At 45.5% G+C, this 14,247-nt stretch carries 12 protein-coding genes; 5 read left to right on the top strand and 7 right to left on the bottom strand.

Features of this window, described 5'->3' with window-relative positions:
* Positions 1 to 53 precede the first annotated feature (53 nt).
* The 6 genes from DYB02_RS18900 to deoD form a co-directional block, all read right to left on the bottom strand.
* Positions 54 to 1,184, bottom strand: a complete 1,131-nt coding sequence (locus tag DYB02_RS18900) for an HlyD family secretion protein (protein WP_005478401.1) — start codon at positions 1,182 to 1,184, stop codon at positions 54 to 56.
* Positions 1,184 to 1,564: a DUF3302 domain-containing protein gene (locus DYB02_RS18895; protein ID WP_005478107.1), complete on the bottom strand. Its 381-nt coding sequence runs from the start codon at positions 1,562 to 1,564 to the stop codon at positions 1,184 to 1,186. Before DYB02_RS18895 ends, DYB02_RS18900 begins: the two co-directional genes overlap by 1 nt.
* Positions 1,565 to 1,809: 245 nt before the next feature.
* Positions 1,810 to 3,393 (bottom strand): GGDEF domain-containing protein, encoded by a 1,584-nt coding sequence (locus DYB02_RS18890; RefSeq protein WP_005478159.1) that lies wholly within the window; start codon positions 3,391 to 3,393, stop codon positions 1,810 to 1,812.
* A complete protein-coding gene (locus tag DYB02_RS18885) occupies positions 3,377 to 4,861 on the bottom strand; it encodes a hypothetical protein (protein ID WP_029804236.1) in 1,485 nt (494 codons plus the stop codon). The genes DYB02_RS18890 and DYB02_RS18885 overlap by 17 nt, the downstream gene beginning before the upstream one ends.
* Before the next feature lie 163 nt (positions 4,862 to 5,024).
* Positions 5,025 to 6,494 carry a lactate dehydrogenase gene (locus DYB02_RS18880; RefSeq protein ID WP_029804234.1) on the bottom strand — a complete coding sequence of 490 codons (1,470 nt, stop codon included), beginning with the start codon at positions 6,492 to 6,494 and terminating at the stop codon, positions 5,025 to 5,027.
* 68 nt (positions 6,495 to 6,562) lie between these two features.
* Positions 6,563 to 7,273 carry a purine-nucleoside phosphorylase gene (deoD, locus tag DYB02_RS18875; RefSeq protein WP_005462930.1) on the bottom strand — a complete coding sequence of 237 codons (711 nt, stop codon included), beginning with the start codon at positions 7,271 to 7,273 and terminating at the stop codon, positions 6,563 to 6,565.
* Positions 7,274 to 7,671: 398 nt separating this feature from the next.
* Here deoD and DYB02_RS18865 point away from each other — a divergent pair, with 398 nt between their 5' ends.
* From DYB02_RS18865 to DYB02_RS18850, 4 genes are read left to right on the top strand one after another with little or no spacing between them, the layout of a single operon-like run.
* Positions 7,672 to 8,622, top strand: coding sequence for a YbgA family protein (locus DYB02_RS18865; RefSeq protein ID WP_017447269.1), 951 nt, complete (start codon positions 7,672 to 7,674; stop codon positions 8,620 to 8,622).
* Positions 8,612 to 9,424, top strand: coding sequence for a MerR family transcriptional regulator (locus DYB02_RS18860; protein WP_029804232.1), 813 nt, complete (start codon positions 8,612 to 8,614; stop codon positions 9,422 to 9,424). The genes DYB02_RS18865 and DYB02_RS18860 overlap by 11 nt, the downstream gene beginning before the upstream one ends.
* 9 nt (positions 9,425 to 9,433) lie before the next feature.
* Positions 9,434 to 10,849 carry a deoxyribodipyrimidine photo-lyase gene (gene phrB / locus DYB02_RS18855; RefSeq protein ID WP_029804230.1) on the top strand — a complete coding sequence of 472 codons (1,416 nt, stop codon included), beginning with the start codon at positions 9,434 to 9,436 and terminating at the stop codon, positions 10,847 to 10,849.
* Between the two features lie 6 nt (positions 10,850 to 10,855).
* Positions 10,856 to 11,782, top strand: a complete 927-nt coding sequence (locus DYB02_RS18850; protein ID WP_005462944.1) for a L,D-transpeptidase family protein — start codon at positions 10,856 to 10,858, stop codon at positions 11,780 to 11,782.
* 26 nt (positions 11,783 to 11,808) lie between these two features.
* Here the strand turns inward: DYB02_RS18850 and DYB02_RS18845 are convergent, their stop codons facing one another.
* Positions 11,809 to 12,063, bottom strand: coding sequence for an Lpp/OprI family alanine-zipper lipoprotein (locus DYB02_RS18845; protein WP_005462467.1), 255 nt, complete (start codon positions 12,061 to 12,063; stop codon positions 11,809 to 11,811).
* A 552-nt stretch (positions 12,064 to 12,615) separates the two neighbouring features.
* Here DYB02_RS18845 and DYB02_RS18840 point away from each other — a divergent pair.
* Entirely contained in the window at positions 12,616 to 13,962 is a 1,347-nt protein-coding gene (locus DYB02_RS18840; protein ID WP_005499754.1) for a DEAD/DEAH box helicase, read from the top strand.
* The last annotated feature ends 285 nt before the right edge of the window (positions 13,963 to 14,247 follow it).

Here is a 14,247-nt window from a genome sequence, read left to right as displayed (position 1 = left end):
GATTACACTTTATGATGCTATTTTCATCGATAAATGAATGAGCTAGCAGTTCATTAATGGTCTAGGTACAAATAGTTCTGCCAGCTCTTCATGCGAATAAGCACTTTGCGCATCACTGATACGTGAGTAAAGCTGTCTGAGTAAACTGCGACTTCAACCGCAGTACCCATTGGCAGGTGGTATTCGCTCAAATCGTCCGTGATTTTTAGCTTCGCAAATACACGTCCGCTCGTGCGCAAGGCATCGGTACCTAGTAGAGCACCTCTGGCTTGAATTTGACTTTCACCAATGGCCGGAATCACGTCAATGACTTCGCCACGGAACACTTTGCCCGGAATTGCGCGGAACATAAATTCAGCTTCAAAGCCCGGCTTCAAACGTTGTAGCGAGTTTTGTCTGAACGCAGCGGTGTACGTAATGTCTTCGGTATGCACGAAGGTCATTGCAGGAGCAAGCGGTAACGGCACAGCCATCACGCCAGGACGCAAAGCCAATTGCGTAACGTAACCATCGGTTGGCGCACGAACGATAGTTTGTTCTAGGTTAAACTCTGCTTTACGCAGCTCTGCGAGAAGTTGCGCGACTTGAGTGTTTTCACCACCAATTTCAGAGTCCAGAGCGATTTGCGCTTGTTCTTGTTGCAAAATCGCAACGTCTAGCATGGCTTCTGCCGCTTTATACGCTTGGCGTCGAGTATCTAAATCTTGTTCAGTAAACGCACCGCGATCAAAGCCTCTTTGATATCGGCTAAACTCTCTTTGCGCTTTATCTCTATCAGCTTGTGCTTTTAAAACCGCAGCTTCTGCTTCTCTTAGATCAGACTCTAAACCCAACGCGCCTTGGCTTGCTTCTTTGACTTTCGCTTCAAGGCGAGCGACTTCCGCCTCAAAAGGCACAGGGTCGATTTTGAAAAGAATATCGCCGGTTTTGAGCGGTTGGTTCGCTTGAACTGGTACTTCCACAACGCGGCCACGTACACCAGAGACGATAGGCGTAGTTGGGAACACTTGGTTACCTAACTGAGTAAATGGGTGGTTGTAGTTCATAAGCAGCACAAGTGTGCCCACCAACACTACGCCACCAAGTACAGCTGTCGGGACCGTCCATTTGTTTAGAGGAATATTGAAGATTTTAAAAATGGCGATACAAAGAGCTGCGTAAGTCAGAATCAGCAATAAATCCATTATTCGTCCTCTTTACTTTGTTCAGTCAAAGGCTTTTGCTGAATCTTTTGTTGTTTCAACATCGATACTTCGTTTTTGAGTTCGTTGACTTCGTCGATGAGTTCTTCAAGACGGTGATGAATGTCGTGTGTTTCTTGCTCAAGTTGTTTGAAACCCCAACCACGCTCTTTGCGCCACAATGTTGCCCATATCCAAAGGAATGGCCAAAGTGCGTGCAGTGTGAACAGGCTGACCCAACCTGCGTAGTGAATTGCGTCTTGGTGCGGGTGTTCACGCTCTTTAGCAATTTCATACGGGATGTCATGGATAACAATGATTCCGTAGAAGATAACTAAAGCAACGAAGATGAGTAACCCAAGTGCAAAATAGTCTAGAAACATCTTACTTACCTGTGCTTGTTGCGAATTGGAAAAACTTACGTAAATTAACGGTTTAAGTATTTGTCTTAACTATAGATGAATCAAGCGCTTTTTATGTGCGAATTATGTTTATGCGATATCAGTACGTACTGATAGTTGTAGGCAAGTTTGGCGAGATTGAGTACAGATTTAAACAAAAAGTGAATAGATTCGGGTAGGACTGATAAAAAGCATGATAAAGCCCCAGATTTCAACTGGGGCGTGGCTTAAAGTTCGGTACAGACTTGGTTTCGGCCATTGGCTTTGGCACGATACAAGGCTTTGTCGGCGCGGTAGAAGGTGCGCTGAGTGTTTTCCCCTTCGCGATGGAGTGTAATACCGATGGAAACGGTTAGGCCGCGTTCGCCAAGAATGTCTCGCCATGCATATTTAAAAATACGCTCGCGGTAGTTTTCAGCGTGCATTTCTGCGCGTTCCAATTGGCTGTTCTCAAGAATTACAAGGAACTCTTCACCACCAAATCGCACGCACGATGCACCTTTAAATTTGAAGTAGGCTGCCAGTTCCTGTGACACACTTTTGATCGCTTTGTCGCCCACCAAATGGCTCAATTCGTCATTGATGGATTTGAAGTGATCGATGTCGATGACCATCAATGCGAATGGAGTGTCGTGCAGCAACATGTCTTTCAATTTTACCTCCAACCAGCGGCGGTTGTGCAACGAGGTAAGGGGATCGGTAAATACGTCTTGCTGTAACTGAGCTACGGTATTTTTGTGTTGTTTGGTCGTCTCTTTAAGCTCTTTATTTTCAATCTCAGACAGAATGAGTTTTAACTGTAATTCAAAGCGAGACAATCGACGCAGTTGAGCCGCGCCCAATTCGCTGATTGGGATGTGTTTTATTAAGTCTGATTCAATACGAAAAGCGCGTTTCTCACAGCTTAAAGCTTGCTGAAACTGTCCTTGTGACGCACTGACTTTGCTCATTGCGTTGTAAAAACGTTTCGCAAGAATGGGCGAAGAATGCTTTTTAATTCGCTTCCCAATGGACTCCAACAGCAAATTGGCCAACGAAGTGTGGCCAACACCATTCAAGCAATAGGCCGTTTCAATTTTGACCATGGTTGAGAGCCAATAGGTGGTCGCACTTCCGGTGGTGTACTTAATGCTGGATATGGAAAGCAGCGCTTCGGAATACTCTTCTTGCAGACGATGCAATTTAGCGCGATACAAATGCGTTTGAGCGGCGAGGTTTTTGTCGCTTACTAGGATGCTGAGCTCTTCACATTCACCCAATAATTCGCTGGCTTCGGCCACGCGTTTTAGACTGATGTAACAGGCGAGCATATACAGTTTGTAACGCAAACGAAGTGAGCGACTGCTGATGGCATGATCTATCGCGTCGATCTTTTGGTAGTAACGTAGAGCACGGTTGTGATCGCCATAAGCATCACATAAGTTGCCCATACCAATGATCGCTAAAACGTATTCGTCGATAAAACCGTATTCCACTGCGATGTTGGTGGAGGCGATGTACTCGGTGAGGGCAGAGTTGTAATCACCAACTTCAACTAAGCGTTCGCTCAAACTTGCTTTGACCGACAGTATATCTTCGACATCCTCAGGTAATGAGAGCAGCTCTAATGCTTGTCTAAGCTCTTCGATACTGTCACAAAGCTGTTTGATTTCGCGGCGGTATTCTGCGCTGATAATTAGGCAGTGTGCTTTTTCACGGCTGGTGGACGCAATGTGTCGACCGATATGTTCCCAAAGCGTGATGGCTTCTTCCCCAGAGACAGAAGAAGGATCGATGCCTGCGTCAGTGACTTTGCTAAGCAGTAGTTCCATTCTTCATTACCTCAATATAGCTTTCTTCCAACTGCTCTAAAGTAAATGGGAAAGTCAGGATGTCTTGTAAATACAATGTCGGTTTTGGCCCTTTGAGGCCACGTCGTTCCCATGGATAAATGTCTAACATGGCATGCACGGTTCGGTAGAGCTCTTCTGCGGCTTGATCTTTTTCGGCAATCAACATAGCGAGTCGATCGCTAGATAGGCGTGAAATGAGATCGCTTGGCGTCGTTAATGAGTGAACCAGTTCAGTGCACGCATCGAGAAATGCAGGATTGGAGTGACGAATCATGATCACTGCATGGTTAGAGCGCTTAAGCTCAGTCTTAAATAGAACCAGTTGTTCCCACCAGTACGTTTCGGAAACGACGTTAGAAAACTGCTTTTCGGGATCGTATTCATGTTGAGAGCGAATACGATTGATGAGCTTGCGAGCACGTTGTTCTAGCTGGCGTTTTGAGCCGCGTGCTTTATCCATGCTGACACGATTGGTCTGCTCTTTGAGCATTTTCAGTGCATGTTTGCGGTATTTTTTAAACGCATTAAATGCCGCTTCGAAATCGCCTTGCTCTTCAGCAACGCGAGATTGTTGAAAACAGATCTGACTTAGCAGTTCGCCGTTATCGAAATTAAGCGCGGATTCTTCTGCGGCAAGCAACAACTCGGCTGCGCTGTCCGTGTTTTTACGCAGTAGCTCTAGTCTTGCTCGACTGATGAAAGAGTGTGCTTTCATCCACGTTAGATCGTGCTCAATGGCCAGCTTGTGTGCTTTTTGGGTTGCTTCTTCCGCTGCGTCTAGGCGTTCTAAGCCAAGGAGAGCCAAGCCTTTAAAGTCCCAAATTTCGGCTTGCCAAGTGCTGTCTTCATGGTCTTTGAGCACTTCTGTTGCGCCATCAAGTACCGTTAGCATCTCAATAAAGTTGTTGAGGAGGTAGTAGTCCCAAGCAAGCAGAATGCGAGCTTTACCTTCTAACCATGCAATTCGGACGTTGTTTGCCACTTTAACTGCAAGCTCATGAGTCGATGCGGCAAGTTTGTGTTCGTTGGTGATGCGCCAAACATTGCCAAGACCAATCAGGGATTCAATCTGAATCTCAATATCATCGACCAAAGCCGATTGCTCCAAGGCATTAATCCAATATTGCTGCGCCGAGTAATATTTGGCTTGTCCCCAGTATTGAAGGGCGAAGATATGCAGAATTTCTGGAAGGTGATCGTCAGTGTCCAGTTGGATTTGCTTATTGTAGGCGTCTTTGATGAATTTCAGCCCTTGGCGATATTCCATCAAACACCAACAACTGTGCGCCATGACGAGTAACGCTTTGATTTCTCCGTCAATAAACAGTATTTGTTCCGCGCGAATGCGGCACTGCTCGGCGAGGCGAAGAGTGCGTTCAGGGTCCGTTTTCACTTGCCCTTTGAGTGAGTTAAGCTCGTCTTCTAGCTGAATTTGGGTTTTATCCAACGTTCACATCCATGACTATCGAACTGGAATTTACACCTAAATAATAAGTGGTTAGATGCGTACTTCATTACGAGTGCAGCATGAAAGCCACATCATAAAATATCAGGTGCCGTAATGTATACCGTCACTGCCCCTAATTACCACATCTAAATGAGTTAAATAGTTACGATAGGAGCTGCTTAATGGTTAGAGGTGCGTCAGTGACTTCTAGCCTTTGTGCGGCAGTAAGACCTTGTTTGTCCTGATAGCACAAATTATGCCAAGCTCTGAATATATCTAAAAGAGGTAAAATTCCGGCAGGTCGCAATTTGCGACGTGGCTCGTTAATGAAACTTTCGAACAACAGCTGGAAGCGATTTTGATAGAACTGCACATGGCGAGTTGTTGCCACGTTAAACCACTTTTCTGGTTCATTTTTATCGCCAGCAAGGTAGCAAATGCCTTTGTGGCTTTTGCCTTGACTGGAGATCGCCCAGCGATCGCGCCACCAACTCATGTAGGCAATATCCACTTTGCCAAACGGAGCGGTCATGTCCCAGCCAGCGTCTTCTTCTACATACATCAGATCGACGTTTTTCTCTTGAATACGAGACAAACAAACGCTCAACGCTGCGGAGCGGAGCAGGGGATCTTGTGGCATGTAAATCGAAACCCGCTTGTTAGGGCAACACATATCAAGTACATGCAAATAGTGCGCGTACGAGGTGTAAGGAGGACGAACTAACGCGCCTTTCGATGGGTAATGAAATACCGATAAGTTACCGAGCGGATCTTCGACGTTACCACGAGCCAAAATCGTTTGGTATTTTTGGTCAATACGCTCTCTAAGGTGATTAGAAGGTTCCGCTGGTGGCTCACTTGCTTCCGCTGTGTACTCTTGAGAGACAAAACGAGAAACTTCGTCGTACGGGTTGTGATCCAGCGTCGCGATAGGTTCTTCATCCGAAGAGTAGTTCACGTGTTGGCAAAGAATGTAGCCCGAGTGCGCTTCACCAGACACAATCCAGTACACTCCATTATTGCTGTGTGGCTGCAAGGCAATGTAACTGGAAGCTAACTCGTAGTGACTGGCGTGATTAACCCAACGAGCATCAATAGTCGCGAGCTTACGACGACAACGACTGGCGATGTGGTCAACGTGATCATAAAACGTTTTTGGGTTGATGCTGAGTTTGCGGCAAATTTCGCGCACGGAATAACCGGTGAACAAAAGGCCCATCAGGTTTTCTTGAAACTGCAGCTTTTTATTGGCGCCAGACCATTTATCGACAAAAGTGCTTTGGCACGCTTTACAACGGTAACGTTGACGATCGCCACTGTAACCGAATGCGTGATAGAGGTGTTTATGAGTGTGGACAGAGAGTCCGAAGTTGTCACACGCGTCGTTGCGACAAGCAGGTAACCCGTCACTGTGGACGTGTCGGAGGCGATGAAGTTCGTTCACGACATCGCGGTTGTTAAGTAAGGGGGGGAAAGCTCCACATTCACGGCATACCATCGCCGGACGCTTAGGGTTCGCATGTTGCAGAACGTAACGCTTTGCATCACTCAATCCAAAGTTGTCACACGCCAATGTTTTACAAAAGTTGAGTTGTAACCCATCTGCGTCTTTTGGCAGTTCGCCGTTAGACACAATCGCCCCCTCGGGATAATTCGGGCAGCCAGTCAGGCACTGGCTGCAAATTATTACTTAATAACTTCTTAGATGTTGATTGCTGTTTCAAGAGCAACTTTCATCATGTCGTTGAACGACTTTTGGCGCTCTTCTGAGCTTAGTTTTTCGCCACGGATGATGTGGTCAGAAACCGTTAGGATAGTTAGAGCTTTCGCGCCTAGGTCTGCAGCTACGCCGTAGATACCTGCCGCTTCCATGTCTACACCTAGGATACCTAGTTTTTCCATCTTCTCGAAGATGTCTGCTTCTGGTGTGTAGAACAGGTCTGCAGAGAATACGTTACCTACTTTCACTGGCACTTCTTGAGCGCGAGCTTGCTTAACCGCTTCTTCTAGAAGGCTGAAGTCAGCAATTGCAGCGAAATCGTGGTTGTTGAAACGGATACGGTTAACTTTTGAGTCTGTAGAAGCACCCATACCGATAACAACGTCCATTAGGTTAACGTCGTCACGTACCGCGCCACAGCTACCTACACGGATAACGTTTTTCACGCCGTATTCAGCGATTAGCTCGTGTACGTAGATACAGCATGAAGGGATACCCATACCGTGACCCATTACAGACACTTTTTTACCTTTGTAAGTGCCAGTAAAGCCGAACATGTTGCGAACGTCACAAACTTGCTTCACATCTTCAAGGAAAGTTTCTGCAATGTATTTAGCACGCAAAGGGTCGCCTGGCATTAGAACTGTTTCAGCGAAATCACCTGGTTGTGCGTTGATGTGTGGGGTTGCCATAAGTGCTCTCCAAAGTTTTGTTCTGATAAAACGCATCTATTATAGGATGCTATTACCAATTCTGTTGAACTTGTTCGTTTTCGTTGAGGCAATAATATCGGGACGTACAGTGATCCCTTGAGAGGTTAGTCACAAAAAACACCCTTTTCGAAACTAACCACGCTATTGATAACTAAATCTGTTGAAAGCAAAAAGGCAATCGATTTGCTTTTGAGCGATTTGTTGATTGCGTACACAAAACAGCCAAAGAAAAAGATAAATATTTTTTAAATCGAGCTGATCGAAATCGCGGAGGAGTAAGTAAAACGATTAAATTGTACAACTAATTTTCTTGTACAATTTAGGGTGGCTTGCTATAAGTTATACAACTAAACTTTTTGTATAGGGATGACGTTGCTATGGAATCTTCAATCAAAGTAGGTATCAGTTCTTGCGTGCTAGGTGAACGCGTGCGTTTCGACTCTGGTCATAAAGTCAGTAACTTTGTAACTAAAGAGCTTAGCAATTATTTTGACTTTGTTTCTGTATGCCCAGAAGTGGGGGTAGGCATGCCAGTGCCACGCCCGACGATTCGTTTAATCAGTAATGAAGAACGCATCGCGTTGGTTGAAACGAAAAATCCCGACAATGATCACACAGATAACATGCTGACTTACTCCGCAAATAAAGTGGATGAGCTTCAAAATGAGCAATTGTGTGGTTATATCGTTTGTGCCAAATCGCCAACATGCGGTATGGAACGCGTAAAAGTGTACAGCAAAAACAACGCTGCAAAAGAAGGGGTTGGTCTTTACACGAAAACGTTGATGGAAAAAATGCCGTGGTTACCTGTCGAAGAAGATGGACGCTTAAATGATCCCGTTCTTAAAGAGAACTTCATTACTCGCATTTACTGTCTCAACGATTTTTATGAATCGATGGCAGGTGAGCCGACACGCGGTAAGATCATCGATTTCCATTCTCGTTATAAGCTAACGCTTATGGCGCACCATCCAGAGTCGTATCGATCTTTGGGGCGCTTAGTCGCAGATGTTGCCAACTATGAGATTGACGAGTTTTACCGAGAATATCGATTAGGTCTGATGACGGCGCTATCGAACCGTGCCAGTCGCAAAAACAACACGAATGTGTTGATGCATCTTCAAGGGTATTTCAAACGCTCTCTAAACAAAGATGAAAAAGAAGAACTCGCGACCGTGATTCAAGACTATCGCACTGGCACGCTGCCATTGCTCGCGCCACTAACATTAATTAAACACTATCTAAATGCTTATCCAGATGAATATCTGCAAAAACAGAAGTTTTTAGAGCCACACCCGCAGGAGATGAGATTACGATATGGTTTGTAGTTCAGAAGAAAAACTATACGCAATTCGAGATGTTGCAGAGATTACGGGCGTTAAGCCTGTGACGCTGAGAGCTTGGCAAAGGCGCTATAACCTAATCCAACCGCAAAGAACGGAAAAAGGACATCGCTTATATCGCCAGCAAGATCTCGATACGATTCGTGAAATTCAAGGTTGGTTATCCAAAGGCATTGCGATCGGCAAAGTGAAAGGATTGCTCGGCCAACCGGATGTAGAAATCAGTGCAGAAAACCATTCGCTTGAAGAAGTGGAAACCGTACTGTCTGCGTTGTCGCAACTCAATCGTGGCAAAACGGAAAGCGTCCTTTCATCGGTATTGAAAGAGTACCCGCTCAACTTAGTCGTAGATCAGTTTATCAATCCTGTGTTTGAAGCATTGGATTTGGTTAAGGGCTCGCTGCGCTCTTTGCAGATGGGATTGTTCCAAACCTGTTTAATCACGCGTTTGGCATTGGTGATCGATTCTGAAAACAAAGCATCTACTAAGGGGAAATGTCTGTTGATCAGCTTTGAACAAAGTCGAGATGCAGAAAGCTGGATTCAGGCTGCGAAGTTGTGTGAGCAAGGTTACCACATCACCTTGGTCGACAAGGTGGACGACGTTTCTGGCTTGGTGGGTCACGACGTAATTGAACGCTACCAGCGTGTTTATGTGTTCTCGAATAAGGCGCTACCTGCCAAGCAAGTGGAAGCATTCAAAGCGCTGCTAGCGCGGTATCCTGAGCAAGTGCAGTGTTCGGAAGTTATTGAGAAACTTCATCTTGCACAAACACAGATTCAGTAAGGAGACCACATGATTATGGTTTGGTTTAGGCGCGATTTACGCACGTTAGACCACACGGCGTTAAAGGCGGCACTTGATACAGGGCAACCTGTTGTTGCTTGTTTTGTTGCAACGCCAGAACAGTGGCAAGAGCACCACATGGCGCCGATGCAGGCGGATTTAATCGCTAGGCGTCTTGAGCATGTTCATCAAGAGCTCACAGAGCTAAACATTCCTCTTCTATATAAAGAAGTTCCGCGTTTCGATGACTGTACAAAAGTCATTTGCGATTGGGCGGATAAGCTCAACGCAACAGCGGCAATGGTCAACATCAATTATGAAGTGAATGAAGTTGAGTTGGATAGAAAGGTATCTCAAGCACTGGATAATCGTGGGGTAGAGTTTCACGCCTTTCACGACAAATGCGTTCATGCGCCAACGACCGTACTCAACAAGCAAGGTGAGTATTTCAAAGTATTTACGCCATTCAAACGAGCATGGTTGCAAAAGTTTTCCTTGCCAACGGTATCCAAGCCTCAGAGACAAAATGAACTGCCTAGTGAGCAGTTAGAAGCGGTAAAACAAGACGGTTTTGATGCCGATTTTACGTTCTCTTATCCGAGGGAATCGAGCGAAGCTTGGTGTGCATCGACCAACGACATTCTCAAGCAATTGAGGACGTTTGCACGCGAGCGTAGTGACGGTTACCAGATGAAGCGAGATTTCCCCGCTATCGATGGTACGAGTCAGCTCTCGCCTTATCTTGCCATCGGAGCATTGTCGCCAAGACAGTGCATCGCGAGGTTGTATGCTGAGAATCCACAACCGGATTTGTCAGAAGGCAAAGCAACGTGGCTGAGCGAGATCATTTGGCGTGAGTTCTACCAGCACTTATTGGTGTTTGAACCTAAACTTGTCAAAGGTCGCGGATTCATCGACTGGGAAGATAAAATTCAATGGTCTTACGATGAGCAAGCTTTTAAATGTTGGAAAACGGGGACGACTGGATATCCAATTGTTGATGCGGCAATGCGTCAGCTCAATCAAACTGGCTGGATGCACAACCGACTTCGTATGATTGTCGCAAGCTTTCTTACCAAGGATTTACATATCGACTGGCGCTGGGGCGAAGAATACTTTATGAGCAAGCTCGTCGACGGCGACTTTGCGGCAAATAATGGTGGGTGGCAGTGGTCGGCATCGACTGGCTGTGATGGCCAACCATACTTCCGTATCTTCAATCCAATAAGCCAAGGCGAGAAGTTCGATTCCGACGGTCAGTTCGTACGTCATTGGGTGCCAGAAATTAAGAGTGTGCCGAATAAGTTCGTCCATAAACCATGGACTTGGGAGGGATTTTCTTTACTGGAATATCACAAGCCGATGGTTGATCACAAGGTTGAAAGAGAGATAACCTTACGGCTCTTTAAAAGTGCCAAGGAATAGAGTGAAATGCTTAGCAAAAAGCGATCAATGAGTTTTGCAAAACGAACCCTGTTATCTGTCTCGTTATCATTAGTGAGTGGATTGTCATTCGCCAAAATGTACGAGTTACCAGAGGACGGCAGCCGTTTGATTGGTCGCCTCGAAAACCACGTCGTGCAAGAAGGCGAGACCATGGCAAACATCGCCAAGCATTATGACGTGGGTATGCTAGCGTTGATGGCAGCGAACAAAGGCGTTGATCCATTTCTTCCTCAAGAAGGGCGCGTGCTTACTATTCCATCTCAACTTATTCTTCCTGAAGTTCCTCACCAAGGCATCGTGATTAACTTGGCAGAGCTGCGTTTGTACTACTTCCCAGAGGGCGAAGATGTGGTGCATGTTTTCCCTGTTGGTATTGGCCGAATTGGTCGAGATACACCAGTGATGACAACCAGCATCAGCCAAAAACGTCCGAACCCAACATGGACGCCACCTGCGTCTATTCGTGCAGAATACAGAGCGAAAGGGGTGGATTTACCTGCGGTTGTGCCAGCAGGCCCCGACAACCCACTTGGGTTGTTTGCACTTCGTCTAGCTTACGGAAATGGTGAGTACCTTATTCACGGTACCAACAAAGATTTCGGCATCGGAATGCGCGTGAGTGCTGGTTGCATTCGTATGGACCCAAGTGATATCGAATGGTTGTTCGACAAAGTTCGTCGTGGTGAAAAAGTAAACATCATCAATCAGCCAGTGAAAGTGTCACTAGAGCCGGATCGTAGTGTGTTTGTGGAAGCGCATGAACCGTTAACTCGCAGCAATGGCGAGAAAGATCATTTACAAGTCCCGAAAGAATTGGGCTGGTGGCTAAATGAATTTGGATTGACGAATGTGAAAGCGAAAGCCGTTATTGCCGCTCAGAATGGGGTCCCAGTAGAAATAACCGCGCCTTAACGGGCGTTAAAGCGCGGAACAACATCTTACTTAGTGTAAGACTGAGCGATGTTATCGATACGCTCGTTAGCACGTGCTGCTTCTTCTTGAGCAGCCATTGCTGCGTCACCTGATTTTTGAACGTCAGATTGAAGAGATTGTACGTCTTGGCTTAGTTGGCTAACTTGGTTGCTTAGTTCATCTAGTTTAGCTGCGTTTGCTGTTGCTGCGTCATCAGATGAAGCACAACCTGCTAGTAGAAGTACTGAAGTTGCTGCAGCTGCGATCAACGTTTTGTTCATATAAGAACTCCTTGCTTATAGTGAAAGTCTCGCCCTATAACTCTTTTTTTATACAGTAGCGAGGTTAAATGTGGTTACATTTTATCAGTACATGATGTAGCAAAAGTCAAAAAAATCCAAGAATTTCATGGAGTACCTGACGTTAACTTTTACCTGAGCCTAACAAAAGTAATTACTCATCCTTTCGATTGCTCCCACAACAGTCCACATAGCAGGTATTTTTGCCACGTTCCTGATATCAATAATTTAGACGATATTGACACAAATGAAAGTTTCTACCCCTAAATAACTGTAATCGGCTCAGTTCTGCGAAGTGAATTCGACACTTTTATGGGCGTGTTTTTTCTCGAATTCTAGCCAAGGTTTTCGCCAGTTACAGACGACGCTTCTTCTTCACTGGGCTGCAAATGATGTTTTGTTTTCATCCGTGGGAATTAGTTTGTGTGATCTCTATCTATACTCCTATGATTTGCGGTATTATACCGAGCTTTATTTTTTTGCTGCGTTAGAGCGGAAACGACATTACAGAGCGCTCAGACGCTGACTGATTTATTGGAGAATACTTTGCAATTTAAAGATCTAGGCCTAGACAACCGATTGTTGAAGAACCTAAAACACTACGATTTTAAAAAACCGACTGACATTCAAAAACAGGCTATTCCTGTTGCGATTGCAGGCAAGGATTTATTGGCATCTTCGAAAACGGGTTCGGGTAAGACTTTGGCGTTTGTATTGCCAATGCTTCACAAGTCACTGAAGACAAAATCGTTTTCAGCGAAAGATCCTCGTGCTGTGATTCTGGCTCCAACGCGTGAGTTGGCTAAACAAGTGTATGGCGAACTTCGCTCTATGCTGGCTGGTCTATCTTACGATGCAGCGTTGATTCTTGGTGGTGAGAACTTTAACGATCAAGTAAAAGCACTGCGTCGTTACCCGAAATTCATCGTGGCAACACCAGGACGTTTGGCTGACCACCTAGAGCACCGCTCTCTGTACCTTGACGGTTTGGAAACGCTGATTCTTGATGAAGCAGACCGTATGCTGGATTTGGGCTTTGCGCCTGAGCTACGTCGAATCCATAACGCGGCGAAGCACCGTCGTCGTCAAACGTTGATGTTCTCAGCAACGCTGGACCACGCAGAAGTGAACGATATTGCTTCTGAAATGCTCAATGCGCCAAAACGTATCGCAGTTGGCGTATCTAACGAAGAACACAAAGACATCACGCAAAAATTCTACTTGTGTGATCACCTTGATCACAAAGAAGCGATTCTGGAACGCGTACTTTCTGAAGCAGAATACCGCCAAGTGATCATCTTTACGGCAACGCGTGACGATACCGAACGTCTAACCGCGAAGCTGAACGAGAAAAAACTGAAGGCCGTTGCACTGAGTGGTAACTTGAACCAGACGCAGCGTAACACCATCATGAGCCAGTTTGAGCGTGCGGTGTTTAAGATTCTGGTAACGACTGATGTCGCTTCTCGTGGTTTGGATATTGCGACAGTGACTCACGTCATCAACTTCGATATGCCAAAGCATACAGAAGAATACGTGCACCGTGTTGGTCGTACTGGCCGTGCGGGTAACAAAGGTGATGCGATTTCTCTGGTTGGTCCAAAAGACTGGGATAGCTTCAAGCGTATCGAAACTTACCTACAGCAAGATCTTGCATTCTCAGTGTTTGAAGATTTGAAAGGTAAATTTAAAGGTCTGAAACCACCTAAGAAAGATTTCCGTAATAAGAAAGCGACGACGAAAAAAGCGCGTCCTCAAGCGAAGAAAGTGGCGAAGCAACCAGCTAAACGCGACAAGAGCTTCTACAAAAACGTATCGGTGGGTGATGACGTGTTCATCCCTAAGAAAAAGCCAGCGGCACCAAGCTCTGAAGAGTCATGATCGCCTCAGTTCTAAACTGATTCTAATGCATATAAAATCCGAGTGTTCGCACTCGGATTTTTTATGCCCGTCACTTAGCCAACTCTTGTCTTTTCTTACTAACTGTTTCTCCCAATTCTTACTAACCGTTTCTCCCAATGCTTATATTTGTCTGGCTTCATATAAACAGCACAGATTGCTAATTTAGCAAGATGTTGATTGTGTTTACACTGGTTAAAGCAAACGTTTTTTCAATCAGGTTAGATAAAAATATCATTTAATTATGAAAATGATAATTGATCTCAT

This window comes from Vibrio parahaemolyticus (assembly GCF_900460535.1).
Classification (GTDB): Bacteria; Pseudomonadota; Gammaproteobacteria; order Enterobacterales; family Vibrionaceae; genus Vibrio; species Vibrio parahaemolyticus.
The sequence above is the reverse complement of the archived record's forward strand: the minus strand, read 5'-3'. Positions and strand labels throughout refer to the sequence as shown.